This window comes from Shewanella sp. MTB7 (genome assembly GCF_027571385.1).
In the GTDB taxonomy this organism is placed as follows: Bacteria; Pseudomonadota; Gammaproteobacteria; order Enterobacterales; family Shewanellaceae; genus Shewanella.
Genome location: NZ_CP085636.1, coordinates 4,553,444 through 4,580,409, shown reverse-complemented (window position 1 = coordinate 4,580,409; position 26,966 = coordinate 4,553,444). Strand labels below are relative to the sequence as shown.

Genomic DNA, 26,966 nt, shown 5'->3' with positions numbered 1-26,966 from the left:
GCCATTCCATCAATGTTAACCTTTAGCCTGCTTTTTTCCATCCCAACCCTCGCCGACGTCAATTATCGAATAGATTTGACCCAACCTCAGCATCATTTGGCCCTCGTCAACGTTGACTTTCCTTTATCGAAAGCATCACAACTTAACGTTCAACTTCCAGTGTGGAGAACCGGTAAATATCAAGTGTTACCCTTGGCCGATTCAATTAGATATTTCAGTGCTAAAGATGATAGCGGGGCTGAGTTACCCGTGTCCCGAACTGCCAATGGCGAATGGACAATCTCGCTCAGCCAACCCTCAGCCGTATCCATTAGCTATCAGCTCTACTTAAATAAGCTTGGGCAGAGAGTGGGACATATCGATGCCAGCCATGCCTTTATCGACGCCAGCGGCGCTTTTGTATACAGTCCAGAATTTAGAGATGAGCCCATAAGTGTCGAGATGAATGTGCCATCGACTTGGCGTAGTTATTCAGGGATGAATTCAGGTGAACTCGCCAACACATTTGTTGCCGATAACTATGATGTACTTGTCGACTCTCCAATCGAGACAGGAATAAACCAACACCGACGCTTCTCTGCCGACGGTCGTGATTATGAACTGGTGATCTGGGGCGAAGGGAATTATGACGTAGAGAAGATGGTGACCGATCTGACCAAACTCAGTGGTGAGGCCGATGTTATATGGGATGGTTACCCTTTTGAACGGTATGTCTATATGGTCCACGCGACCAGTGGTGCGAGTGGGGCAACAGAGCACCTTAATTCAACCATTATTCAACGACCAAGATTTAGTTATCGTGAGCGTGAAGATTATCTAGGCTTTATCAAAACGGCCTCCCATGAGTTTATTCATACTTGGAATGTGAAGGCTTATCGACCTCAGGGCTTGGTTCCATATGATTATCAGCAAGAGAATATCAGCGAGCTATTATGGATTGCTGAAGGTTCGACCAGTTATTTTCAAAGTCAGTTATTGCTCCGTGCCGGAGTTATCACCCCACAGGAGTTTTTAGAGGATCTGGCTAAACGTATCGCAAAGAGTGAGCTAACCCCTGGGCGTGAGGTTCAGTCAGTCGCCGAAGCGAGTGCTAACCAATGGACCAGTACAGGTGGCGATTATTCGATTAACCACAGTACTAATATCTATTCCGAAGGCTTTCTGGTTTCCATGGCATTAGATTTTTCTTTGCTAGATGAAACGAATTTGAACTCTTCCTACCGCGATGTGCATAAAGCGCTGTATCGTGATCATAAACTCCCTGTGGGTTATGGGGTTGCTGATGTGCAGCAGATTTTACAACAACTGACGGGTGAAGATTATAGCGACTGGTGGCACGAGCATGTGAATACGCCGTTAACCTTAGGTTTCCCTGAGTTGTTATCTCAAGCAGGTTTACAGCTGAGCTATGGAGAGGACTCAAAAGTTACCGCTTTCTCAGGTATGACAACCAGTGATGAGTCGCTTACATTACAGCAGGTGTTACGAGGAGGTCCTGCTTGGAAAGCTGGCATTGTGTTGGGAGATGAAATAGTTGCTATTAACGGCCTTAAAGTGACAGCGGGTGGATTTGAAGCGCGTATTAACGATTTTAAGCCAGGCGTAGAAATTGAGGTGACATTGTTTAGTGACGACAAGCTTAAATCTGTGTCTTTGACCTTAGACGAAGTGCAAAGCGGTAAACTTAAGCTTGTGAGTGTAAAGAAGCCGAGTCATGATCAGAAAGCCTTCTTCAAGGCCTGGTCTGGCATAGATTGGCCTTTCGATGATAAGGGGCAAGCTTAAGGTGGATGATTAACGTTTGAGAGTGACAAACTCTTTAGGACAATAAATCAGCGCCTAATAAAAAAGCGCTAATTAGCGCCTTTTTTATTATTGTCTAGTCTAGCCAATGCACCTAAATGGTGTCATCTACGCCGCCAAGGACTTCCACCAATGAGTTCATCAGCGCAATAAGCTCACTACCCATAAGTGCAAAGTCAGCATCCAAACGCGCCATTGGATCTTCAGTGCCGACTTCGTCATTACCTGCTCGGAACTCTTCAGAGAACTTAAGGCGCTTGATAGCGGCATCAGACTGCAGTATGAAAGCGATTGATTGGCCGAAATGTAGTGCCAGTTTATGAACTTGCTTACCGACTTCGATATGAGCTAGGACTTCATTTTCTGTTAGATCCTGCTGTTTAAAGCGAACAATACCACCCTCATCAGAATCAGCCTTAAGCTCAGCCTCATCTTGCATGATGAAAGGTGCTGGTGTGCAGTTTCCTTTTACCCATTCAGTTAGCTGAGTTTCAATAGGAGTCTTAAAGCTCAAAGGAATGATAGGTAGAGAACCTAAGGCTTTTCTTAACAGAGCCAAAAGCTCTTCAGATTTAGCAGCACTTGAGCTGTCGACTAAAATTATTTCAATTTCAGGGATGATTAAGGCATGGATTTGGCTACGTTTTGTGAAGGCGCGAGGAAGTAGAGTCATGATGATCTCCTCTTTCATTGCGTCTTTTTCTTTCTTCGCCAATTTACGATCTTCTTCGGCTTCGATTTGAGCCACTTTATCTTCGAGTGCTTCTTTTATCACTTGGCTAGGAAGAATTTTATCTTCTTTCGTGGCACAAATAAGGTGACGACCGCTCGCACTGTGTACCAATGAAATGCCTTTCTTACCTAAGGCATTAGAGAAGCCGAACTTGCTGATATCTTGGCTTGAACATGGAGAGAAGGTGAAGTCTTCCAATGACTTCTCAAGCGCTTCAGGATCAACAGAGAAAGGTTTATTAAAACGGTAAACAGTCAGGTTTTTAAACCACATAGTGAGCGCCCAATCAAAATTAAAGGCGCAGTGTAAGCGATTGCAGAGCTCGGGTAAACCGTAAATATAGTTATCTAACTTCAGGTCTAATGCATATTTCACAAAAGTGTCATATAGGTTTTTTTAAGCTTGTATCCCTTGGTGTTAAAGGGATTGATGTGAATATTAATATTAAATTAATGATACTTGGGCAGAACAGAACCTTATTGAAATAAAACTGCAACATAAAACTTGCAAACTCCTCGGCGTCCAAACCAATAACCAAAGACGAACTGATACGTCGAAAGGATTTAATGATGAACACTTTTTGTAAAACACTATTTGCTTCCGCTCTTGCTACTGTGACTTTGGCTTCAGCTTCAGCAAATGCTGCTGAGCCATTAACGGTTTACGGTAAGTTAAACGTCACGGCTCAATCTAATGATGTCAACGGTGAGTCAGAAACGACCATTCAAAGTAATGCGTCACGCTTAGGTGTGAAGGGAGCTTTTGAGTTAAGTAGTTCATTGGAAGCTTTCTATACCATAGAGTATGAAGTGGATACCGGCGATGATACTAAAAATAACTTTAAGGCACGCAATCAATTTGTGGGGTTAAGAGGAGATTTTGGTGCCATATCTGTTGGTCGTAATGATACTATGCTTAAGCAATCTCAAGGTAAAATAGATCAATTTAATGACCTTTCTGCAGACTTGAAAAACTTGTTTAAAGGTGAGAGTCGTTTAGCTCAGACAGCCACTTATCTTTCGCCGTCATTCAGTGGCGTTAAGTTAGGTGTCACCTATGCCGCTAGCGGAGACAGTGACCAGTTAAAGCAAGATGGTTACAGCTTAGCTGCTATGTATGGTGATGCTAAATTAAAGAGTTCTCCAATCTACGCATCTATCGCTTATGATTCAGATGTTAAAGGTTACCAAATAGCGCGTGCTACAGTGCAAGGGAAGATTGCAGGCCTAGTACTTGGCGGTATGTATCAGCAGGAAGAGAAGGTGTATACCCTAGATAGCGATGGAGAAGTTAACCCATACAATGGTGATAGTTATACTGGTTATCTGTTCAGCGCTGCCTATGCTATCGATGCCATAGTACTTAAAGCTCAGTACCAAAATATGGAAGATAAAGGTAATTCTTGGTCAATCGGTGGTGACTATAAGTTAGGTAAACCGACGAAGCTGTTTGCTTTCTATTCGAACCGTTCATATGACAATATTGAAAATGATGACAAATTCTTAGGTTTAGGATTAGAACACAAGTTTTAAAGTGCTATTCAGCAATAAAAAGAGGCTTAGGCCTCTTTTTATTGCTGTTTATAAAAAGCAAAAAAAACCAAGCTACTTGAGAGTGCAAGATTAAGTTTATGACAAGTTTTCTCTATTTATGACAAAATAGTGCCGATGATCATAATTTTGTAATAAAACTGACCAATAATAGACGTGTGAACATTCATCGGACAGAAGATCGCTTATGGCTGCTAGGATATTGATTGTTGAAGATGAGTTAGCGATTAGAGAGATGCTAACTTTTGTGCTGGAACAACATGGTTTTGTTGTTACCGCTGCTGAAGATTTTGACTCTGCGTTAGACATGGTTTGTGAACCCTATCCCGATCTTGTTTTACTAGATTGGATGTTTCCTGGTGGTAGCGGCATTCAATTGGCCAAACGTTTACGCCAAGATGAATTTACCCGCCAAATTCCCATCATTATGTTGACTGCTCGTGGTGAGGAGGAAGATAAAGTACGAGGTTTGGAAGTCGGAGCCGATGATTATATCACTAAGCCATTTTCTCCAAAGGAGTTAGTGGCAAGAATTAAGGCTGTGATCCGCCGTAGTTCTCCAACGAGCCTTGAGGAACCTATTGATGTTCAGGGCTTGATGTTAGATCCTATTAGCCACAGAGTAACAGTGGACAACAAAGTATTGGAGATGGGGCCTACTGAATTTAGGTTGCTTCATTTCTTTATGACGCATCCAGAGAGAGTGTACAGTCGTGAACAGTTACTCGATAATGTATGGGGTACCAATGTTTATGTTGAAGATCGAACGGTAGATGTGCATATCAGACGATTGAGAAAAGCAATTGAACCTTCGAGTCATGATCGTTTAATTCAAACGGTTCGAGGTGCGGGTTACCGTTTCTCTACTCGAACATAGTACCGATGAGCTGTTTTGATAGGTTAGGCGCGTATGTGACTTGAGTTAACTTGCGCTTCACCTTCTCCTATGGTCTGGATATATTTAATGCAATTGGTAATATATGTTTGAATCATATTCAGGTTATCGGCTGTTATCTCGCTTAATAACCTACCTGATACTCTGCTTTATTTTAGGTCTCCTTATCGGAGAGATCGTTTGGGTCCTGCTTATCGGGGCTATCTCTCTTCTTTTTTGGCATTATCGCCAACTTTCAAGACTCAATTTTTGGTTATGGCGAGATAAACGTCTCACGCCCCCCAATGGAAAAGGCAGTTGGGAAGGGGTGTTTAATGGCATCTACCGTCTGCAGGGAAAAAATCGCAAACGAGTGTCGCAGCTAGCTTTTCTTTTGGGACGTTTTCGACAGGGAGCTGAAGCGCTGCCGGACGCTGCTGTCGTGCTTGATGCCGATTACAATATTGTTTGGTGTAATAAGTTGGCTCAGCTGCTGCTGGGTTTAGTGTGGCCATTAGACAGTGGTCAGAGAATAGATAACTTATTGCGTCACCCTGATTTTTCAAATTATTTAAAGAAAGAGATATACCATGATCCCTTTGAGTTAGCGTCTCCGCTGTCTGAGCGGCGTGTACTTGAGATTCGAATCATGGGCTATGGGACAGGGCAGTTTCTACTTATAGCCCGTGATATTACCCGAGTCAGACAGCTAGAAAGTATGCGTAAAGATTTTGTGGCCAATGTGTCACATGAGCTTAAGACTCCACTTACGGTATTACAGGGCTACCTTGAGATGATGCAGGAGATGGCAGAACCCGACTCTCCAAACACCAAAGCGATGGAGCAGATGCAACAACAGACTCACAGGATGCGCTCTATGGTTGAACAGTTACTGGTATTGTCGCGTATTGAGGATTCTGCGGAGAATAATTTGGAGGTCAAAGTGAATATGTCACACATGATGGATGTACTCACAGAGGAGGCGGAAGCGTTATCTCTCGGGCAGCATTATCTCAACTTTATATGTGAGGAAGACTGCCACTTATACGGTATTGAGATTGAACTGCGTAGTGCATGCTCAAACCTAATTTCAAACGCGATCCGTTATACACCACCTGGTGGAAAAATTGATGTGAGTTGGAAAAAAGTGACTTCAGGGGCGATGTTTACGGTTGCTGATACGGGTGATGGTATCGCACCACAACATATTGGACGGTTAACTGAACGCTTCTATCGAGTTGATAGTGCTCGAACACGCCAAAAAGGAGGAACAGGGCTTGGTTTAGCGATAACTAAGCATGCGCTTGGTCATCACCAGAGTGAACTGATTATTACCAGTGAACTGGGTGAGGGAAGTCAGTTTAGTTTCCTTATTCCCGAAAATTTGATATCGACCTCATACTATTAAATTGTATTACTTCATAGGACAGAATTTAGGATGTCATCTAAATGTCACGTCAAGGTAATAGACTTGTCACGCTGACAATTGATACTTGCTATTAATTTATTCAAGCAAGTACGTGTATTACTGGAGCAAATAATGAAACTGAAACAAATTGTCGGTGCAGTAAGTTTAACTGTCGCAAGTGTTTTTTCTGCAACCTCTATCGCTGCAATTGATAAGTCACTGCCTGTTTATGAAAAAACAAGTGGCGTATCGGGTAACCTATCATCGGTAGGCTCAGATACTTTGGCGAATATGATGACACTTTGGGCTGAAGAATTTAAAGAGATATACCCTAACGTTAACATTCAAATTCAGGCTGCTGGGTCTTCTACTGCACCACCGGCATTGACAGAAGCCACTTCTCAGTTCGGTCCTATGAGCCGTAAAATGAAGCCTAATGAAGTAGAAGCCTTTGAAAAGCGCTATGGTTACCAGCCAACCGCTATTCGTGTTGCAATTGATGCACTGGCTGTATTCGTCCATAAAGACAATCCGATTAAAGGATTAAGCATAGAGCAGATCGACAGCCTTTTTTCTGCAACCCATAAGTGCGGCGGTGATGACGTTAGGCGCTGGGGCGAAGTAGGGCTAGCAGGCGGCTGGTCTGCCAAAGATATACAGCTTTATGGTCGTAACTCAGTATCCGGCACTTACGGTTATTTTAAAAAGAAAGCCCTATGTAAAGGTGACTTTAAAGCGAACGTGAATGAACAACCTGGCTCAGCGTCTGTTGTTCAGTCTGTGTCTCAATCACTTAATGCTATCGGTTACTCTGGTATCGGTTATAAGACGGCTGGTGTAAAAGCGGTAGCGATAGCGAAGAAAGGAACTAAGTACATAGAAGCAACTGCTGCTAATGCAGCAAGTGGTGCCTACCCGCTATCGCGTTACTTATATGTTTACGTGAACAAGCACCCCAATAAAGATTTATCTCCTATGGACCGTGAATTTCTTAAGTTTGTCCTGTCTAAACAAGGTCAGCAAATTGTTGAGAAAGATGGCTATGTACCACTGCCTCGCAATGTTACTGCCAAGGATTTAGCTAAAGCCGGCATCCGTCTTTAAACTAAAACCCTAAACGACACTTGATAGAGGCTTCCTTGTGAGGCTTTTTTGTGTCTGCCGTAAATGTTCTACTTTCAGATAGACAAAAAAAAGCGACCTAATCAGGTCGCTACATGTTCCAAACTTGGAATAGGGTGATAGCTGTACTAGACACTATCTAATTAAGGAGAATGATGATGAACAGTGAAAAAATGCAGAGTCAGCATAACAAGTTAACTTTACACAACAATTCGGTTCATATATTCAGAGTCCTGTTTGTTGATAAAGTTCAGATTATTTTCAAAATTTAGGATCTTTTTTTGATCCCAAGATCTATCAAGTTGAAAAGTGAGCTTACTAGAACTGAATATTGACTGTAAAAGGGAAGTTAGAGATAAAAAAATGGCAGCTCCTACAATCGAGGGCTGCCACAAAGATCTTTCATATTAAAGTAAGAGGAGAGGACTATTCACTGACGTTGGGTTATCAAAGTTTAGGTTGAAACTCAAGTCCAGTGTGCGCTAGCAAAGTCTTATCTCTTCTTAGAAGAAGCCAATAGGTTTCTTAAAGGGAGATGATGATGAACAAAAAACAGAGCAAAATAATCATGCAGTGCAACAGGTTCATTATATAAGACTAAGCTTTATGTCATTGGTTCAATATTTTTACCAATTATTATTTTAATATATCTTTACTGGGTTAAAGTGTGTTGAGCCAAGCTTGAAAATTCGCATCCATATCAGTACCCCATTGTTTAATCAAGGCCTGGTATCTTGGGTAATCTCCCTTTCGAGTGAAGGTTAACATGGTATCAATTTTGTCTTTGTGTTGTTCCATCATAAAGCGAACGGCTAAATAGCCCCAACGGTAAACTCTGTCTGAACCTCCGTTTATTTCATAACTGGTATTAAATAGCTCACTAAGAGAGTAAGTGCTTGCGGTTGCCAAAGATTCTTTAGCTAATTCAATGGCTGCTTTATTGTTATCTCCCAGAGAAATGTATTCACCTAAACCTTCACTCCACCATACAAGATGAGGTAAGAGCGGTGCAGGTTTAGGGCAATATTCAGGTGCACTATGGGAATCATGGAGTGATGCGCAAAAATCACCATAGAGATTGAAGTGACCATCGAGATAATGCACATATTCGTGGGCTAAGTTCCAAATCTCTCTTTTCTTTTCATAGGCGACAAACTCAGCTTGGTTACCTGCTTTATGAGGGGATCCCTCTAAGAACATGCCACCATTGTCATTGGGTACATCAAAATGGGCGGTGACATATTGAGTGTAATCTTCCCGAGAGTGATAGACGTTTGCTCGCATGCTGATGTTGTTGTCATTGGCGACGGGTTTACCTTGGGTGTCGAAGAGTTGATGAAACTTAGCTTCCTGCTTACCCAGTAACTTACATGCTTGTTCTATTTGAAATGTTGTTAAAGCTTGGGAACGGATAACAATGGTATCGCTGCAAGCATACTCCTGAGCCAAGATTTCAGAAATAGGAGCTACGGGTTTAGCCTCTGCTGTAACAGTGAAAAGGGATAAAATAGCAGTGATAGGGAGCAGATTTAATACCTTCATTAAGGATTACCTTTATTTTGTATATAATATCCATTAAGTCTTTCATCTTAATGAAATGAAGTCAATTACGATGGCAATGACAATTGGCTTTGCTATGGCTATTATTAAAACCATGTTAATCAAAAGGATATTTAAGTGCTGAATCGATGGGATAACAATCATGACTATCACTCTTTTTCCAACGTTGAGAAGGTGAGAGTAACGCATCTTTTATTGGTATTAGATGTCAATTTCCAAACTAAACAGTTATCGGGGATTGCCACTCTGGAGTTGGATCGTGTGGATAAAGACTGCTGTGAACTTTGGTTAGACTTAAGAGAGTTAACCATTGTTCAAGTAGAAGATGATGCGGGATCTGAGCTGGATTATGCCATCGATAAACACGATCCCGTATTGGGTCAGCGCTTAAATATCGCGTTATCTTCACTGACCAGTAAAGTCACTATTCATTATGTGACCTCAGCCAATGCTGAAGGACTGCAGTGGCTTACACCAGAGCAAACCAGTAGCAAAAAGCTTCCTTTTTTATTTAGTCAATCTCAGCCCGTCAATGCCAGAAGTTGGATCCCGCTGCAAGATACGCCTAAAGCGCGGATCACGTTTGAAGCGAGCGTCACAGTCCCCCTAGGTATGCGTGCAGTGATGAGTGCGATGAATGATGCGACAGCGACATTAAATGGCGAGTTTACTTTCTCCATGGAAAAACCTATTCCAACTCACCTACTTGCGATTGCGGTGGGGGAGTTAGCATTTGGCCAGATAGGTCCAAGAACCGGAGTATATGCCGAACCTCTGGTGCTTGAGGCCGCAGTAAAGGAGTTTGAGGATACAGAGACGATGGTTGAGATTGCTGAATCTTTGTTAGGTCCATATCCATGGGGTCGATATGACATGTTAGTGCTGCCCTCCAGTTTTCCTTTCGGTGGTATGGAGAACCCTCGCCTCGCCTTCATGACACCAACGCTGATCGCAGGTGACAAGAGTTTAGTGTCGACGGTTGCTCACGAGCTAGCGCACTCTTGGACTGGGAATTTAGTGAGTAATGCGACTTGGCGTGATCTTTGGTTAAACGAAGGGTTTACCACTTACTTTACCAATAGGATCGTCGAAGCGGTATTTGGTAAGGAGCAAGCTGAGCTAGAAGTCGTTCTGGAATATGGGCGCTTAAAAGAGGAGTTGGCCACCACTGAATTTGCTGAGCAAAACTTACCAGCTAATGTACAGCAACAAGATCCAAATGAAGCATTCAATCGTTTTACTTATGATAAGGCTTCGATGTTTGTTCATGATCTTGAGAGAAGAATAGGTCGTGAGGCATTCGATAAGTTTCTGTTTACTTATGTTGAACACTTTGCGTTTGAGGCTATTACAACAGAGATCTTTATTGAATACGCTAAAACTACTTTGCTGGTTGAGCACGTTGACAAGATCTCAGCAGCAGAACTTAATGAATGGGTATATGGTTGCGGTATGCCTGAGTATTTTTCGGCGCCAGTATCGAATAGTTTAGATAAAGTCGATGTTGCACTCACTTTGTGGGCTAAAGGTGCGAAAGCTAATTCGTTAGATACAACACTTTGGCGTGTCCATCACTGGCAGTATTTTTTAAATAGTCTGCCAGAGATACAAACACAGTCACAACTTATGGATCTTGATGAACAATTTAAGCTTACTGAATCGACAAATGCAGAGATCGCTTGTGACTGGTTTAGGGTAGCGATTCGTAATCATTATGATCCAGTGCTTCCCGCGTTAAGTGATTATCTTATTCGTATCGGTCGAGGTAAGTTTGTCAGACCACTTTTCTCTGAGTTACAAGTCGCGGGTTATGAGACTGAGGTGCAACAGATCTATAACCAAGCGCGTAAAGGCTATCATCCTTCCATCGTTTCTCAGTTAGATAAGATTTTGAATTTTACTAAATAGAGCCGAAATTTTATCTATGCCTATGGGGTAGCAGATAAAAAAAAGGCATCCATTATCTCTACTGAGATGGGATGCCGTTTCATTCTTTAAAGAATGAGTATGTAGAATAGTTAAGCTGTCAGCGCTAGCAGTCAAACTTAATTCTTCTCACTGGGGCTCAAATGAGCGCCCTAAAGGGAGGTGATGAACCAGATGAAAACATTAAACGAGTAACACTACAAACGTTACATATAGTCAGAGTCTCATTGATTAAAATAGTTCATTCATTCCTTAAAATAATTCAATTTATTTTGTTTAAGGTGAATAGACGTTGGTAAAAAAAGCAAAAAAAAGGGCAATCATAGGATTGCCTTATGACCTGTTAGGTCAAGGGGACTGCGCTAGAAGCCCCGGGGAGAATGATGAACATGAAAAAACTCTTCGCTGCTCATAAACTTTGAGTTTGCAGAATGTCAAAAGTTCAAAAAACAATCGATCTTTTTTATAAGATCCGCGATCTAATTCCTAGTCACCTGATTTACAATAATAATTCTTCAATTTTTTTTGTTATTTCTTCAGGCTTAGTCGTTGGAGCGTATCTCTCTAATACTTTGCCATTGGCATCGATTAAGAATTTAGTGAAATTCCATTTGATTCTTTCGCTACCCAAGATCCCTTTAGCTGAAGATTTTAGGTATCTATACAGTGGATCTGCATTCTCTCCGTTAACCTCTATTTTTTGAAATAGTGGAAAACTGACATTAAAGTTGAGTTCACAAAAAGATTGGATCTCAACTTCACTTGCACTTTCTTGTTGGCCGAACTGATTGCATGGGAAGCCTAGAACGACAAACTTATCAGGTCCATAAGCGTCATACAGAGCTTGTAAGCCTTTATATTGGGGAGTAAAACCACAACCACTTGCGGTATTAACTATCAAGAGTACTTTACCTTTGAAATCGGTAAAAGGGATAGGCTTGCCTTGTATACTATTAACGGTAAAATCCCAAATTGATGTTGACATCTCTCTTCTCCATTTCTAATTGTTAATCCAAGGTACAAAGTTAAAATAATAGCGAGCATGTAAATTGCGCGCAACCTATATATCATGTGTCGAATTAAACCATAGCTGCTTATTTATCATTATTGGACAAACTTGATCGGATTGATGCAAGTTGTTGCCTAACGATAGCTTATGTTGTCGATGGCGACGCTTGGTACACAAATGTTGCAGTTTGTTTGGTTTGTTGTTGTGTTTGTAAGTTGGTTTAATCTTTAAAAACAGTGTTGTAGTGGATGTTCTTGTTGAGTTTGATACTATTCGCAAAACAGAAAATTAGAGATTTATATGCGATTAACATTATTGAGTGGTTTGCTTTTTATATCATGTGTTTCTACGACGGCTTACGCTAATGATTTCAGTGTTGGGTTAAACGATGACGTGATTTCGACCGATTTTGCTCTCGACTTGAATAAGAATATTAATGCGGTTTTAGGTTACATCTATTCCAATGATGGCGGTCACCTCACTTCTGCTGCTATACACGTTTCCCATGATGCAGGTGTTCATCATTTCGAAGTCGGTGCCGAGTTCTCATATGTTTGGGCTAAAAAAAGCCCCAACGGCAGTGCAGTTGGTGTAGGTGGACGTTATAAAATGGATTTAGGCTCCAACTTATCATTCAATGCGTCAGGATACTATGCTCCTTCAGTGTTGTCATTTGGCAGTGTTGATGGTCAATATGAATTAGACAGTAAGATGCAGTTTCAGTTAAATCCAAACTTGGCGCTGTTTACCGGTTATAGATATATTCGTTTTCAGTATGATAATACCAGTAACTCAACCTTTGACAGCGGATTTTACATCGGTGCTGCAGCTCGTTTTTAGTCTAAATTTATCACCTTATTAATATCCTTAAATCACTTCAATATCAAAATTCGATTGGTTAGGAAAAACGTTGCCCCATTGCCGCTCAACGCAATGGGTTTTTCTCCCTTAGGTACAGCTAAAGTTACCTTTTTCCTCACTTCATAATAAATAGGTCTAAGCTTAGATAATGGGTGCTGAAAATACATAAGTTGCCACATATTTAGGCATTATATTTGATTGGTACAATGGCGAATAAGGCAGAAAACACCTTTGAGCTTGAGAATTGTATTGAATTATCTTGTTTGTGTTAATAGAATTGGCAGTAGCTTGTTAACGTTATGTTTAAGTTTAATAAAGTCTGAAATTGGAGTGAGGATTACTGCTATTTCATGAAGATCAGCATAGCTGGTGGGAATAACAGGTATAGAGGGTTAATAACTGACTCTTAACTCTGTTATTTTTCGACATGCTGGTCCACGTATCTTGGAACTAGTTTTTGCTAATCAAGGGTGTTAACTGAATGAGCCACAGAGTGACAGCTTGTTTACTTTTATTATTTAGTCTTGTTGGCTGCAGCTTTACATCTATCGGGGCTCCTTCGCTAGATCAATCTTTTATTTTTTACGCGAAAGAGGGTCAAACTGCACCGACAACCTACCCAGAAGTCACCGATTGGATGTCTAGCTTAGATAAGGCTGATGGCATCAGTTTGACGGGGGGAAGTTACTGGGTGGTAATACCGACTAAAGTGTATTCTAGGGAGACAAATTGGGTTATTAATGTTCGAAACTCGATCCTTGAGTCATTGGATTACACGCTATTAGGCAGTAATGGCAGTAAACAATATCGTCAAAGTGGCTATTACGCACCTTATGAGTTTCTGTTTGATTATGGTCGTGAGGTTGAGCTCGATTATGGCGTTGATTATTGGTTTGTGATCCGAATGGAAAGTCGCTACTTTTCATCGATACCTAAGGTAGAGCTTGAACCGTACGGTGAGTATAAAGCCAGTTCAGATATCGAAGCTATGTTGGTTATGCTCTGTTTGGGGGGCTTGCTATTTATTGCCTGTTATAACTTGCTTATCTATTTCTCTATTCGAGACCGAGCGTTTCTTTATTATGGGCTTTATGTTATCACCTACTTCACTGGTTGGGCGTTAACCTTTCACCTTGGGGCTCACCTTTGGGATTTCCATAGTTTAGAGATACATCACCTATTTTTTATTGGCTTACCGATCTTCAATATCTTATTTTATAAGCATTTCCTACAGCTTCCAGAGTATTCGCCTAAACTATGGCGGCTAAGTAAGCTACTGATGTGGACCTGTATTCTTGCTTTACCTACCAGTATCTTTTTGGTTTCCTACACAGCCCTTATCGCTTCGGTATTGATCATGCTCTGGATAGCCTTGGCCATTACTTGTGGTAATGTCTGTTTGATCAAAGGTTTCTACCCTGCACGTTACTTTATTTTTGCTTTTACTTGCCTGCTTCTCCCCGCTGTGATCATATTGCCGGGAAATATGGGAATAACATCGGATTTTATTGAAAATGCAGAGTTGGCGACCTTAATCGGCGGCACTGTGGATGCATTGATGTTATCTCTGGCATTGGCTTATAAGATCAAACTATTATCCGAAGAGCGCCAAAATTATATTGAAACCTTAGACCTTGCCTGGGAGAAGGCAAGACAAGATCAATTAACTCAGCTACCCAATCGACATGCTTTCGATGAGTATATTCAGTCTGAGAATTTTTTTGTCGATAATGCTGAAAAAAACTTAGTCCTTATTTTGCTTGATCTCGATGGCTTGAAACAGGTGAATCACACCTTAGGGCATCATGAAGGGGATAGCTTATTGGTTCATGCGGGCAAAGAACTTAAAGTAAGCTGTGATCTGTTGGAAAAAGCCAAGGTGTTCCGTATAGGAGGGGACAATTTTGTTATTTTAATTTCAGAGAAGCAACTACCCGATATATTGAAAGCAATAGAGGAGCTATCAAACTCTATTACCAATCAGATTTATAAAAATACTGGTATCAGTTTTGGCTACGCACTTAATACTAAGGTTAAAGACGCCGGTGAGTGGTTAAGGGCTGCAGATAGAGACATGTATAAACGCAAAACGGCAAAGCGGCGGGAGATGCGGATCGAAAAAATGGCGCTACAAGATGAGCGCTTGGTTTAAAAAGTATTATGGAGCGAATAAAAAGTGCTGGGTTCCCAGCACTTCATTTAATAACTATTTACCGATTGATATTAAACCATGAGTGTTAGAAATCCTTCTCTCCCTTTATCACATTCGGGTGTCCGCTAATGGCTTTGGATGTGTGCATCCCCGCCATCGTTGCAGCTTCAACACAACCCGCATTGATGCCTGTATTAATCCAGTCTCCGGTGACGAATAGATTGTCGATCCCAGTACCATCAGTATCGATTCGATATTGAGAGCTGCCTTTCACTGAGAGTACATAGCGCTCTGAAGGGTCAACATTAGCCCGCCAATATTGGCTATCGAATCTGGCTTCTCCTTGCCTGTTTTCTGGATCGTGTAGCCACTCCCATGGGAATGTATCACCCACATTGCCCCAAAGTTTGTGGATCTGGGTCTTAAGCTGACCGATAGCACCAGATTTAGCTTCTGCGTTTTTAATCTGAGGGAAGCTAATATCACTTTGAGGTGGATATTCATCGACTGGAAGCGCTGAACAGAAGTAACTGGCATTTTTAGGTTCAATACCTTGCCAATCCTCCTTATCGAGGAGCTGATCCATTGAGGCCCAAGTGTCGAAAGGTTCTGTAAAGGCTGAGAGTACTGGCTGCTCTCCGTTCTCGTTCTCGATAGACCAGCCCATCTCTTGGAGATCTTTATTCAACCAAAGTTGATAGGCTTGTGTTGCTACTGTCTGTACCTTATCAACGGCTTGAGCTAATGGTTGACTCTGTGCCATAACCTCGCTTGCAACATGGGGGACAGAGCCAATAGCCAGGCCGAAGATCACCTTATCAAAGTCCACCCCTTTCTCTAGTCGCTTAGTGGGTAGAGGGGCATTAAATTCAGCTTGATAGACTTGCTCCCAATGACTCCAAAACTGCTCTAAATTGATATTGTTGTCTTTAAGTAGCTGAGCTTGTTCAGGGGCTAATTGATCATAATTAGGTGTGCTGGGCCAGCAATTTAATCCTTTTACATCGACGAAAGGATAGTATTCACTCATCTCATCTTTTAATTTCACTTGTTCAGTGATCTCAATAGCTTGAATACTATTATCTTCACAGACTAAGTTGTCGACCCGATTAAAGAAGTGGAAGTTCACACCTCTACGTTTGAGGAGTTCATAATAGGGAGTAAATACCACATCTCCCATGCCCGCCTGCATCTTCCACATTACACTGCCTTGATAACATAGTGCGATACGTAACATTGAACGTATGATCGTTCCCGCCTCAAGATTAGGTTTATCGAAGTTACCTTGTTCGTAAGCGAACACCAGATCGTAAAAACCTCTAACAGGTGCAGAATCTACTGTGAATGTTTGGTTTGCCCCATGTGTAGTAAGCCACTCACGGTAATCGTAATCATTAATGATATCGAATCCCTGTTTGAATACATCATCGGTAAACATCCCCTTTAGTATGGTCAGGCCAAGATCGGTTGCAATGTAGAGACGGCGTAGCTCATCATTGGACTCTAATTTGTCGATGAAGCGTGCATCCAATCTGGCTCTAAGACTGTCTACAGCACCCTCAAATAAACCTTGATCAATATCGTGAACATGACCTTCACATTCATGTCCAATCAGCTGGTTGATGTGACATTCCAACTTGTCCCCCAATGTTAATAAACTCTCTCTGGCATCTTCCAAAGAGTCATCAATTTTATCGTTAAGGTGGTCAAACCACGCTTCGCTAAACCAATGAATGGGTTTAGCTGATTCGGCATTCACTTCACCTAGAATGTCATCCATGTCCGATAACCAGTGACGGATCCAACTAAAAGCGGCTTTAACTACTTTCCACAGAGTGAGGATTTCGGTGCTGTCTCCTGGTATGCCACTTCGCTCAGGGAACTCAATGGGCCAGCTGTCAGAGTCTCCGCCAACGTCTTCCTGAAGTACGATAAAATTATGAGGTTTAAAGGCGTCTAGGAAAGTGGCAAGGGGACTGCCAGCTGGACGGTCTAGCTCTTCATAGGCTTTGCGCATTAGGTTAAAGGCATTTTGATAGAAACCAAACCAGATATGCAGGCCATGCTCCTCTATTCGTTGACCACACTCGGCATTACGGCCACTGGCTCCTTTACCGCCAATTCGCCAACCCATCTGGTAAATATCTATCTCGTAACGGTTTTGCCACCCAGCTTGTTCGGTCAAACAAGCAGCGGCAGTAATGGCTGCAACACCGCCACCCAAAATGGCAATTTTTTCTTTTTTAACCACTGAATTATCAACCAGAACTTCGCCCTCAGGCACTTCGAAATCAAAGTTAACATGGTAGGGGAGCAGCACATGTTGCTCACCTAATTCCACCCCCAGAGACTCCTTGAAGGGGAAACTGGCATTATCAAAAACGGTGGCGATGAGATCATTGTCGAGCAGGGAGAGTGAATGAACCTTGTTGATCTTAGCGGGCGAGGCTGTGATCGCTTGATAAACCGCTTTATGCCCTGATGAGTCCGGAAGTTGCTTTAAGAAAACTTGATCGATAGCGGGTTTAAACAGCAAACTGAAAAGTTGATCTTCTCCTAATTTATCCAGCTCTGGAATGAAATCAGTCTGTTGTTTAAGTAGTTGCCAGGTTTGAGCTATTGCTTCGATGGTAGAGAGTTGATCCTCCTCTTTAGCTTCGCAATTAACCTCTAGTAGAGGGTGCATCGATAGTTCAGTTTCGGGGGAGAAGATTTTAAAGCTCTTGGCGGATAGACTTAGCTTTGTGAGAGGCTGGTCTGGCATCGGCATCTCATATTCACATAGATACTTTGGATAACCAAAAAGCTCACGTCCATTGATTAGGGCCATGGCATCATTAACAAATATATGAAGCGGGTGAAAATACACATGACTAATATCGTCACTGTCAGCACTATTTTGTCTACCAACCATGACCCAAGTGACGATATCTGTTTCTTGTATCCAGCCTTTCTCCCTGTCTTCAGGATAACCTGAATAGGCTTTATCCACTCGAGTAAAGCTGGTTAATACATAGGGAGAGAGGACTTTAAAATACATACGACTGCCGGCGACTTGATTAAGGCTAGTATCGATAGATTTTTGCAGGTTTTTCTCTTTGCCCTTCATAAAGAAGCCGTACATATCGGCTCTGTTCAGGATGAGAGGGGAGTGCATTAACATGGATCCGGAGGGATAGATAAAATCGGGGCGCATCTGTTCCATAGACTTATTCCTTCTTAATGATGACTGTTACATCTCTGATGGATGATTTTCGGGGAGTATCTCTTACGTATGAAAGGTTTAGGATATTAGAGTTTAAGGAATAATGACATTGTAGGAAGGGGAAAACAGGTATTAATTTGTGTTTATATGTTAACAGCTTAACACAATAAGATTAATGGCTAATACGTTGCCGTTTAGCCATTAATTCGTAAGATCAAATCTTTAATAGGGTTACCCTCTTCTATGACTTGCGTTGCTTGGCTGATCTTGATCGAGAGATTGGCGTTTCTGATCTGATAATTGTCTGCGGTTATGTTTATTTCGTTTGCTTTTACTCTTGTCTTCGGGAGCGTCACTTATTTCACTGTCCCAGAGAAGATCATCATTATCGTAGAAGTTTGACATTAGAATTCCAAAATTTAGTCTAGGTTTTTTTAAGTGCATGTAGAGTCTTCACTTAATGACATATTATAGATAGTAAAAAGCTTCTATGACAAGAGTATTAAAGTGATTTCAAGGAAAAAAAAAGCAGCCTAAGGCCGCTTTAATATTGCTGTTTATTAACGGTTAATTACGAATCATTCGAGCTACAAACATACCATCGGTATCAGCCTGATAAGGCATCACTGTGTGCATAGTAGCTTGAACACTGGTAAATGGATGTGTGGTGACCTCTAAGCTGAAGTCATCATTTGATGCCAAAAATGCCTTAACCACCGCTTCATTTTCTAGAGGCGAGAGAGAGCATGTGGCATATACCAAGGTAGCGCCGGTTTTCACCGCTTTACTGGAACGACTCAAGATATCTAATTGAAGAGCGGGTTTATCCATGACTGCGTTTAGGTTATCTATCCAACGCATATCAGGGTTGCGCCGCCAAGTGCCGGTACAACTACAAGGGGCATCCACTAGCACACCATCAAAGTGAGCATGTTTAACAGGCAATTCATCTGATTTCCACGGGGCGGTGGTGATGCCTTTAAAACCAGCACGTTTGGCGCGTTTAGTTAGCTCCTCAAGCGGTTTTCTGCGAATATCAGAAGCGACAATAGTGCCTGTCGCGTGTTTGTTTTGTTGCAGCATTAAAGATCTTAACTGCAAGCTTTTTCCACCGGCTCCACTGCAAGTGTCCCACCAGTTATCATCAGCTTTAGGTTGGCAGATCTGGCCAACGACTTGAGAACCGAGATCTTGAATTTCTAACTCGCCATCTTTATAAAGTGCTAGACCGTTAAGGTTAATATTCTTGTTACCTAGATTGATGCTATCACTGAAAAACTCACTGCCAGTCGCTGGGATATCTAATTTAGTTAGCGTGTTTATGGCGTCATGAACATCAATGTTTTGCACCCGTCCCCAGATTGGAGGACGGGATGACAGAGATTCTATTAACGCTAAACGTTGTTCTGTATTGTCGTTGGGACACACTTTCCAGAACCAATCGGGTACCAGTTCATCGGTGGTAAATGAGAGTGAATCAAATTGATTACTGAGCCAGTCACATCTTTGCACTGCACTGTTGAACTGTGTAACTGATTTTATCTGTTTGATACCAGAAAATGCTTCCCAAGCCGAAATAAAGTCATTCCAAGGATGAGATTCTAAATGGGCGTTGATGGTCAAAATGGTGAACCAAGCTTGCTCCTTTTGTTCTGTTTCTTGTAGAACATTGAACTTGCTTAGCCAGCCCCACCAACGAAATAGTGCAAATACGCTCTCACGGATCACTCGTCTGTCTTTTGAACCATGTTTCTTATTGATTCGAAAGTACTCACCCACCACGCGATCTGCGGGGTGTTGCTTATCCATGACCTGATGAAATAGCTGGAAAATGGTGTTGGCATAACTTAGCGCGCGTTTTTGTGCCGGAGTCTCAGCGTGTAGATTGTCGAAAGAGAGCGCATCTGTTTCTTGCTCTGTTGAGTTAGTTTGGCTTGTGTTCAAGGCGTCGACCATGGGTAATTATCAAGGGGTGGTATCAATGTTGGGATTATAACAGAAGCTCGATTCTGTCGATATGATGAGTTTGAAAGGAAGGTGAGCTTATAAATAGATGCAGTGTCGTCGTTGAACAACGATGGTCAAGCCACTTGGAATATTCTGATCAGCTCCAATCGGACACCTTACTTCTTAATTTTTCATCACTGGTTGGTGTTAAGTCCACAAAAGTTGAATTAAGCCGCTCATGGTTTCAACTCCCACCTTATTCGAGCTTGTGTTAAGCGTTTGATTTTAATGGCTATTTACCTAATCTAAATATAAGCTTGGTAAGCCGAAACGATTAATGCTCTAAACCATGTACACAACGAAGTAATGTGATTTCTGCCGTTTGTAAGTGCTTCTCCATACTCATAATAGCGCCTGCTGTGTTATGGGTAACAAGATTGTTTAATATGTCTATATGTTCATCAATTGCGACAGTAAAACGTTCAAACTCTCCTGTTTTATCCCACTGATAGTGGTAATGACAGACAAAAGAAACAATATCGTAAAATTGATTAACAAAGCGATTTCTAGTGCTTTTTTTAATCGCATAATGTAATGCTTTATCTAAATCAGGGAATTCTAAATAACGATTTTTTATATCAGCTCTCACAGCTTGGTGTTGGAGTAACAATTGTGTAAGCTCATGCCAAATTGGATCTTCTTTAGGCTGTTTTAGCAGTTCAGTGATAGCTCGCATTTCTACCATTTGTCTGAACAAGACTAATTCATGAGCAAAATCTTCGTCAAACTTTACCATCTTCCAGCGACCACGAGGTATTTTCTCTATTAAACCATTACTTGAAAATTTAATGAGAAACTCACGAACGGTAATGGTGGTACAACCAGAATTTTGTGCAAGGTTAAGTTCAGAAAATCGATCTCCAGGCAGTAGTTTCCCTGTATTGATAAGATTAAGGAAGTATTTTTCTATCTGTACATCTTTGGTTGAGTTTTTGTCTTCTATATCGTAATAGTCATTTTTAGTTGCTTGGCGAAGCACTAGTTTATTCGGGCCACTACGCTTAATTACTCCCATTTCACAAAGATGTTCTACACAGGCTCTCACCGTTGTGCGACTAATACTCAGTAATTTTGTGAGTTCAATATCATTCGCCATAATATTTTGTCCACTAGGAAGATCTGCAATATGTTGCAGCATACGATTAATAGACTGTTTAAATAAATAGGTTTTATTGCTCATGTAAAGCTTCCTTAATGTCCTTAATCTATTCGTATATTCAAAATGTTCTTTATACCCAATCTTACAGTTATTTAATGGTAAATCTACATTTAAACAAATAGCACCTGTATTTTTATGTCAGTAAATACAGTTGGTTAATAACTTACGTTGTGAAGGTGTTGTTTTTGTGAGCTTGACTTGTTAGCTTCATCAAAGTAGGGTTGTTCTTTTATATATAAAAGAACTATCGGTTGGGTTTGAAGTGCCAATAAAAATGTATATTAATCTATCGTGAAGTCGACCGTCGTCGATCTCAAAAGCTTAGTGGGGTTATTTAAGTGACAGAGTCCTTTAATAATACTGTGTTGTGCTTTTTTGTTAGGTTAGTTTCTGCTTTCAGTAGTTGGTCTGCCTATGCTGAAAATAGCCAAAGGGTCAATGTTAACCGACCTAATATAATTCTTATTATGGCGGACGACCTTGGTTACGGTGATACGGGCTTTACTGGTAACAATATCATCAAAACGCCAAGTCTAGATCAAATGGCCAAAGAAGGCGTTGTTATGACTAACTTTCATTCTGGCGGTTCTGTGTGTTCTCCTACGCGTGGTACCTTCCTTACTGGGCGTCATCATTATCGTTATGGCATATTCTGGGCAAATATTGGGCGTTTACCAAAAGAGGAGATCACTCTAAGCGAAATTCTCCAGCAGAAGGGCTACATGACAGGACATTTTGGTAAGTGGCATTTAGGGACTTTGAGTAAAGACTTTTCAGCTAAGGGTAAGAAACGTAAACCCTTAGAAAACTTTTCTCCGCCTACTTTGCATGGTTATGATAGCTCCTTTGTGACTGAATCAGCGGTAGCCTTGTGGGATCCATCCAAAGGAAAAATAGCTGTTAATACCCCATTTGGGCTTGACGGCGTTGCACTTGAACCAGCTGATGTCAGCTTAAAAGGGGGAGCAAGTAAAGTTGTTATGGATAGGGTGTTACCTTTTATAGAGAAAGCGGTTAAAAAAGGGCAAGTGTTTTTCACTGTTATTTGGTTTCATGCACCGCATATGGATGTCGTTGCAGGACCTGAATATCTCGCACAATACAAAGGTCATGGTGAAGCGGCACATTATTATGGCGTAGTGACTGAAATGGACCAACAGATCGGCCGTCTTAGAGACGAGCTAAAACGACTTGGTATAGATAAAAATACCTTAATTACTTTTACTAGTGACAATGGTCCGGAAGGTGAGAAAGCTAACGGCAGGAGCGCGGGCGTAACTGATGGCTTAAAAGGGCGGAAACGAGATTTATACGAGGGGGGAGTTCGCGTACCAACTTTTGCTTTATGGCCTGGCAATATTAAAGCTGGCAGTACTATTAATACAGCTTCCTCTACATTAGATTACCTGCCTACCATTAATGAAATCGTTGATTATCAAATGCCTGATAATCGACCAATAGACGGCGCAAGTATTTTATCATTACTGGTCGGTGGTAACGCTAATTCTCACAGTACGCAATCTGAGCAGCAAGTATTGAAGCGCACTAAAGCCATCCCTTCTATTAGAGATAAGTTATCTCTAATAGAAGGCAACTATAAGTTAGTAACTAGTTTTAATCATATTGAAAAACCAACGTTATATAATTTGAAGTTAGACCGGAGTGAAACAACCGATATTGCAATGAAACACCCTCAAATAGTTAAAGCAATGACAAGAAAAATTAAAATATTCATTGCTTCGGCAAAAGCAAGTCATCGTGGTGAAGATTACCCAAATGAAAATTTCAAAGTCGTTGATAGTTGGCCACAAAGCTTCCCATAAGGGAGTGGCCATAAGTGGAATATAAGACGATGAGCTTCGTCTCAATGATGGAAAATTAAAATGAAACTTTTCAAATTATTATCAAGCATAGCCGTTGTTTTGAGTGTGGCAGCTTGTTATGTTTCTAAAAATACGACTGTAGCGAGCTTAGCTAATGAAGCAAGGAACCGACCTAATATAATTGTTATTCTTGCTGATGATATGCAAGTAGGAGTGACTGGTTATGAAGGTCATCCGATTATCAAAACCCCCAATATTGATAAGTTGGCTCGCAATGGCACTGTGTTTACTAAAGGCTTTGCTACTAGTGCGGTCTGTATGCCAAGTCGTACCAGCTTATTAACCGGCTTATACGAACGACGCCACGGGATTAATTTTAATTCGAATAGCAGCATGATACAGCAGGCTTACAATCAAACTTATCCAATGCTACTCAAAGATGCTGGTTACTTTGTTGGCTGGGTGGGGAAAAATCACACTCCAATTGGTAAAAATGCACAAGGTGTTTTGGGTTATAACAGCGGTGTCATGGAGCGTAGTTTTGATTATTGGTATGCCAGTCATGGTCATTTAAGCTTTTATCCAAAAGATCATAAACGTCACGCTATTTTTAAAAATGCACAAGCAGACAGCCAAATTGAGATCCTTGAAGAAGGTATGGAAAACTTTATGGAGCCAAATGAGGCGTTTAAAGCAGGATATACCTTTCTTGATAGTCGCCCTAAAGATCAGCCCTTTGCTTTATTAATCAATTTCAATGTACCTCATTCGAATAGCACAGGCTCTATGCAACTACGAGATAGTGATTTAGCACTGTATAAAACAACGTATCGAGACAAGTTAGCTGAAGTCACTATTCCTGAAACTTATATTGCAGAAAAAGATATCAAAATGCCTAAATTACCAAAGTCAGTCTACAGCGGCGAGTATATCAAATCTTATAATTATGTAAAAACGGCAGATGACTTGAAAGAGCGTAAAATTAGAGAGATGCAAACTATATCCGGTATTGATAAGTTACTAGGGAAATTAGTTGGTAATTTAGAAAAACAAAAAATCGCAGATAATACTATTATCGTTTTTACCTCTGATCATGGCTTGATGCATGGTGAATTTGGTCTAGGTGGGAAGGTACACCTTTATGATCCATCGGTATGTATTCCAATGGTGGTTTATGACCCTAGAATTAAAAATAAAGCAGACAAAAGTCATGAACTCGTCGCTTTGATTGATCTTGCACCAACCTTACTTGATTTAACCGACACGCCTGTACCTGATGAAATGCAAGGTAAAAGTTTGAAGCCATTAATGCAAGATATTCAAATTGAAACAGTTCAATGGCGACAAGAAATTTTTCTTGAAAATATGATGACCATTCAAAATTATCCTCGTATGGAAGGTGTTAGAACACATCAATGGAAATATATCCGTTATTTTGATAAAAGAAATGATCAGCTTTATGCTGATATGAGTGTTTCTTCTATTAATGGTGAACAGCCTATTTATGAGGAGTTGTTTGATTTAGTTAATGATCCGAACGAGATTAAAAACCTTATTAAGGAGCCTGCAAACCAAAAAGTCATCAAAAAATTGCGGACAATAAATGCTGATTTGGTTAAGGAGTACCGAGGCGATAAACCGCTCAATACTCACATCAATGAAAAGAGACGTTTTTGAATCAATAAGGTTAAACCGCTATCGAACAAGCACGAATTGTGGAGTAAGTTATTATGAGGAATATGTATGTGTAAACAGTTAGTCACGATAATAAATATTATCTTTGTTATTGGTTTGTTTACTCATACCAATGTTTTAGCTTCAGAGGTTAAGCCCAATATTGTTATTTTGTATGCTGATGATATGGGTTCAGGTGATTTAACCAGTTTTAATCAAAACTCCAAAATTCCCACTCCTAATTTAGATCAACTGGCTGCTCAAGGGATGAGTTTTACTGATGCACACTCTTCATCAGGAATATGCTCACCTTCACGTTATGCTCTACTCACGGGCCGTTATCATTGGCGTAAATTCCATAGTATTGTTAAATCTTTCGGGCCTTCAGTTTTTGCTGATGAGCGTTTAACTCTTCCTGAAATGTTACAACAGAAAGGTTACACCACAGCAGCGATTGGTAAATGGCACCTTGGTTGGAACTGGGATGCTATTCGTAAAGATGCTCGCCCCAAAAATGGTGTTAACCTTGGTGTGAGTCATGAGGATTTTGATTGGTCTAAAGCGATACCGGATGGTCCACTGGATCATGGTTTTGATTATTATTTTGGTGATACTGTGATTAATTTCCCTCCCTATGTTTGGATAGAAAATGATCGTGTAACTGAAGTCCCCGATACTATGGTTGATGCAAGACTTTGGAAAAATAAAGAAGGTAAAATGGAATACAGAAAGGGACCCATGATCACCGGTTGGGATCCTTATGAGAATATTCCTATGACCACACAAAAAGGAATTGATTACATCAAAAAACAGGCTAAAGGTGATAAACCATTTTTTTTATATTTTGCCTATCCTTCACCCCATGCGCCGATTATTCCTAATGATGAATTTGATAATACGTCTAAAGCAGGCCCCTATGGTGACTTGATGGTTGAAACCGACGACTCTATTGGTCAGTTGTTAACCGCATTAAATGAGGCGGGTATTGCCGACAATACGTTAGTGATTTTTTCATCGGATAATGGGCCAGAGAATTATGCATATTTACGAGATGAAAAATTTGATCACTGGTCGTCTTTTCCATATAGAGGATTAAAGCGAGATATATATGAAGGGGGGCACCGTGTGCCTATGATAGTGCGTTGGCCGAGGAAAGTCCTTATGAACAGTAACACCGATGAGTTGGTGTCTCAGATCGACATTATGGCAACACTTGCTAGTTTAGTCGGTTTTGAATTACCTAATAGTGCTGCAGAAGACTCTTATGATTTACTGCCATTGTGGACGGGTCAATCAAAACGAAGTACACGAGATTCGATTATTCATAACACCTATGAAAATAGCTATGCTATTCGCAGCCATGACTGGAGTTTAATTGCCGCTAAAACAGGTAATCACAATGGTCGCTTAGACAGGTTTAATTATGCCGATTGGCAGAAAAGGCATGGTTACCGAACGGATGATAATGAGAAAGGTCAATTGTTTGATATAAAAAACGATCGTGGCCAACGGCATAATGTTATTGAAAAGCATCCTGAAAAGGCAGAAGAGCTTAAGACGTTACTGCAGAAAATACGTCTGCAAGGCTATTCACGTCCCACTGAGCACAACATTGATGCATCTAACTTCAAAAAGGTCACCGAAAAAATTCGATGACCTTTTGATGCTTAATGAACGGCAGAACCGCTTGCTGGTTTCTTAGCAGCCTTTGCTGCTTTCTTCTCTTTTGCTGTTAAAAGAGGTTTCTTTTTGACATTTTTTTTACTGTCTTGGCCTTTACTCATAATGCTTTCCTTTTTAGGTAAACTCTAAAATCTAAAGTCAGTTTGAGCCAACCTGAGGACTGAGGTTACGCAGTGACGCTATTAAGGTCAGTACATAACGATATCAGTATGACCCTATGGGCGCTCAATAGATACAAGAGCTTACATTAGCAGGTTGTTTGTGCATTGCTATACATTATTAGCTATGGATGTTGCTGTCTATGGGAGGGGGGAAATATCGAATTACCTACATGTTGTGGCTAGTGTTGATATTGATGAGTTTAATCATTGAACTGGGATAGAACAGTGCCGATAAGCTAGGTGTGTTGTTGATGAA

Annotated in this window: 18 protein-coding genes; 11 read left to right on the top strand and 7 right to left on the bottom strand. The window is 41.0% G+C overall.

The genetic code is table 11. The features are described 5' to 3' along the window. Nucleotides 1-12: 12 nt before the first annotated feature. Nucleotides 13-1,785, top strand: coding sequence for a M61 family metallopeptidase (locus tag HWQ47_RS19855; protein WP_269971804.1), 1,773 nt, complete (start codon nucleotides 13-15; stop codon nucleotides 1,783-1,785). A 112-nt stretch (nucleotides 1,786-1,897) separates the two neighbouring features. On the opposite strand, the gene rdgC is transcribed toward HWQ47_RS19855, so the two are convergent. Then, entirely contained in the window at nucleotides 1,898-2,809 is a 912-nt protein-coding gene (gene rdgC / locus HWQ47_RS19850) for a recombination-associated protein RdgC (protein WP_269967761.1), read from the bottom strand. A gap of 293 nt (nucleotides 2,810-3,102) precedes the next feature. Between rdgC and HWQ47_RS19845 the strand changes: the two genes are divergently transcribed. From HWQ47_RS19845 to HWQ47_RS19830, 4 genes are all read left to right on the top strand, one after another. Continuing rightward, entirely contained in the window at nucleotides 3,103-4,068 is a 966-nt protein-coding gene (locus HWQ47_RS19845) for a porin (protein WP_269967760.1), read from the top strand. Between the two features lie 205 nt (nucleotides 4,069-4,273). Further along, the gene (gene phoB, locus HWQ47_RS19840; protein ID WP_269967759.1) at nucleotides 4,274-4,963 is read left to right on the top strand and encodes a phosphate regulon transcriptional regulator PhoB; all 690 of its coding nucleotides are present in this window, start codon (nucleotides 4,274-4,276) and stop codon (nucleotides 4,961-4,963) included. Between the two features lie 103 nt (nucleotides 4,964-5,066). Next, on the top strand, nucleotides 5,067-6,368 hold the full coding sequence (phoR, locus tag HWQ47_RS19835; protein ID WP_269967758.1) for a phosphate regulon sensor histidine kinase PhoR: 1,302 nt from the start codon (nucleotides 5,067-5,069) through the stop codon (nucleotides 6,366-6,368). A gap of 132 nt (nucleotides 6,369-6,500) precedes the next feature. After that, nucleotides 6,501-7,472 carry a PstS family phosphate ABC transporter substrate-binding protein gene (locus tag HWQ47_RS19830; RefSeq protein WP_269967757.1) on the top strand — a complete coding sequence of 324 codons (972 nt, stop codon included), beginning with the start codon at nucleotides 6,501-6,503 and terminating at the stop codon, nucleotides 7,470-7,472. Between the two features lie 678 nt (nucleotides 7,473-8,150). Here HWQ47_RS19830 and HWQ47_RS19825 read toward each other — a convergent pair. Further along, entirely contained in the window at nucleotides 8,151-9,032 is an 882-nt protein-coding gene (locus HWQ47_RS19825) for a collagenase (RefSeq protein ID WP_269967756.1), read from the bottom strand. A 135-nt stretch (nucleotides 9,033-9,167) separates the two neighbouring features. Here HWQ47_RS19825 and HWQ47_RS19820 point away from each other — a divergent pair, with 135 nt between their 5' ends. Beyond that, nucleotides 9,168-10,958, top strand: a complete 1,791-nt coding sequence (locus HWQ47_RS19820; protein ID WP_269967755.1) for a M1 family metallopeptidase — start codon at nucleotides 9,168-9,170, stop codon at nucleotides 10,956-10,958. A 517-nt stretch (nucleotides 10,959-11,475) separates the two neighbouring features. On the opposite strand, the gene HWQ47_RS19815 is transcribed toward HWQ47_RS19820, so the two are convergent. Then, the gene (locus HWQ47_RS19815) at nucleotides 11,476-11,961 is read right to left on the bottom strand and encodes a glutathione peroxidase (protein WP_269967754.1); all 486 of its coding nucleotides are present in this window, start codon (nucleotides 11,959-11,961) and stop codon (nucleotides 11,476-11,478) included. Between the two features lie 324 nt (nucleotides 11,962-12,285). Between HWQ47_RS19815 and HWQ47_RS19810 the strand changes: the two genes are divergently transcribed. Next, nucleotides 12,286-12,825 (top strand): YfaZ family outer membrane protein, encoded by a 540-nt coding sequence (locus tag HWQ47_RS19810; protein WP_269967753.1) that lies wholly within the window; start codon nucleotides 12,286-12,288, stop codon nucleotides 12,823-12,825. Nucleotides 12,826-13,327: 502 nt separating this feature from the next. After that, the gene (locus tag HWQ47_RS19805; RefSeq protein WP_269967752.1) at nucleotides 13,328-14,998 is read left to right on the top strand and encodes a sensor domain-containing diguanylate cyclase; all 1,671 of its coding nucleotides are present in this window, start codon (nucleotides 13,328-13,330) and stop codon (nucleotides 14,996-14,998) included. A gap of 85 nt (nucleotides 14,999-15,083) precedes the next feature. Here HWQ47_RS19805 and HWQ47_RS19800 read toward each other — a convergent pair whose 3' ends face one another. The 4 genes from HWQ47_RS19800 to HWQ47_RS19785 all read right to left on the bottom strand — a co-directional run bounded on the left by HWQ47_RS19800 (nucleotide 15,084) and on the right by HWQ47_RS19785 (nucleotide 21,390). After that, nucleotides 15,084-18,203 carry an NAD(P)-binding protein gene (locus HWQ47_RS19800; RefSeq protein ID WP_269967751.1) on the bottom strand — a complete coding sequence of 1,040 codons (3,120 nt, stop codon included), beginning with the start codon at nucleotides 18,201-18,203 and terminating at the stop codon, nucleotides 15,084-15,086. 231 nt (nucleotides 18,204-18,434) lie between these two features. Further along, entirely contained in the window at nucleotides 18,435-18,608 is a 174-nt protein-coding gene (locus HWQ47_RS19795; protein WP_269967750.1) for a hypothetical protein, read from the bottom strand. A 162-nt stretch (nucleotides 18,609-18,770) separates the two neighbouring features. Further along, complete coding sequence (locus HWQ47_RS19790) at nucleotides 18,771-20,159, bottom strand: RsmB/NOP family class I SAM-dependent RNA methyltransferase (protein WP_269967749.1); 1,389 nt, start codon at nucleotides 20,157-20,159, stop codon at nucleotides 18,771-18,773. A gap of 325 nt (nucleotides 20,160-20,484) precedes the next feature. Beyond that, nucleotides 20,485-21,390: a GntR family transcriptional regulator gene (locus HWQ47_RS19785; protein ID WP_269967748.1), complete on the bottom strand. Its 906-nt coding sequence runs from the start codon at nucleotides 21,388-21,390 to the stop codon at nucleotides 20,485-20,487. Between the two features lie 317 nt (nucleotides 21,391-21,707). Between HWQ47_RS19785 and HWQ47_RS19780 the strand changes: the two genes are divergently transcribed. From HWQ47_RS19780 to HWQ47_RS19770, 3 genes are all read left to right on the top strand, one after another. After that, nucleotides 21,708-23,192, top strand: coding sequence for a sulfatase family protein (locus HWQ47_RS19780; protein ID WP_326515445.1), 1,485 nt, complete (start codon nucleotides 21,708-21,710; stop codon nucleotides 23,190-23,192). 60 nt (nucleotides 23,193-23,252) lie between these two features. Continuing rightward, nucleotides 23,253-24,869: a sulfatase-like hydrolase/transferase gene (locus HWQ47_RS19775; protein ID WP_269967747.1), complete on the top strand. Its 1,617-nt coding sequence runs from the start codon at nucleotides 23,253-23,255 to the stop codon at nucleotides 24,867-24,869. Between the two features lie 66 nt (nucleotides 24,870-24,935). Beyond that, nucleotides 24,936-26,522: a sulfatase family protein gene (locus HWQ47_RS19770; protein ID WP_269967746.1), complete on the top strand. Its 1,587-nt coding sequence runs from the start codon at nucleotides 24,936-24,938 to the stop codon at nucleotides 26,520-26,522. The last annotated feature ends 444 nt before the right edge of the window (nucleotides 26,523-26,966 follow it).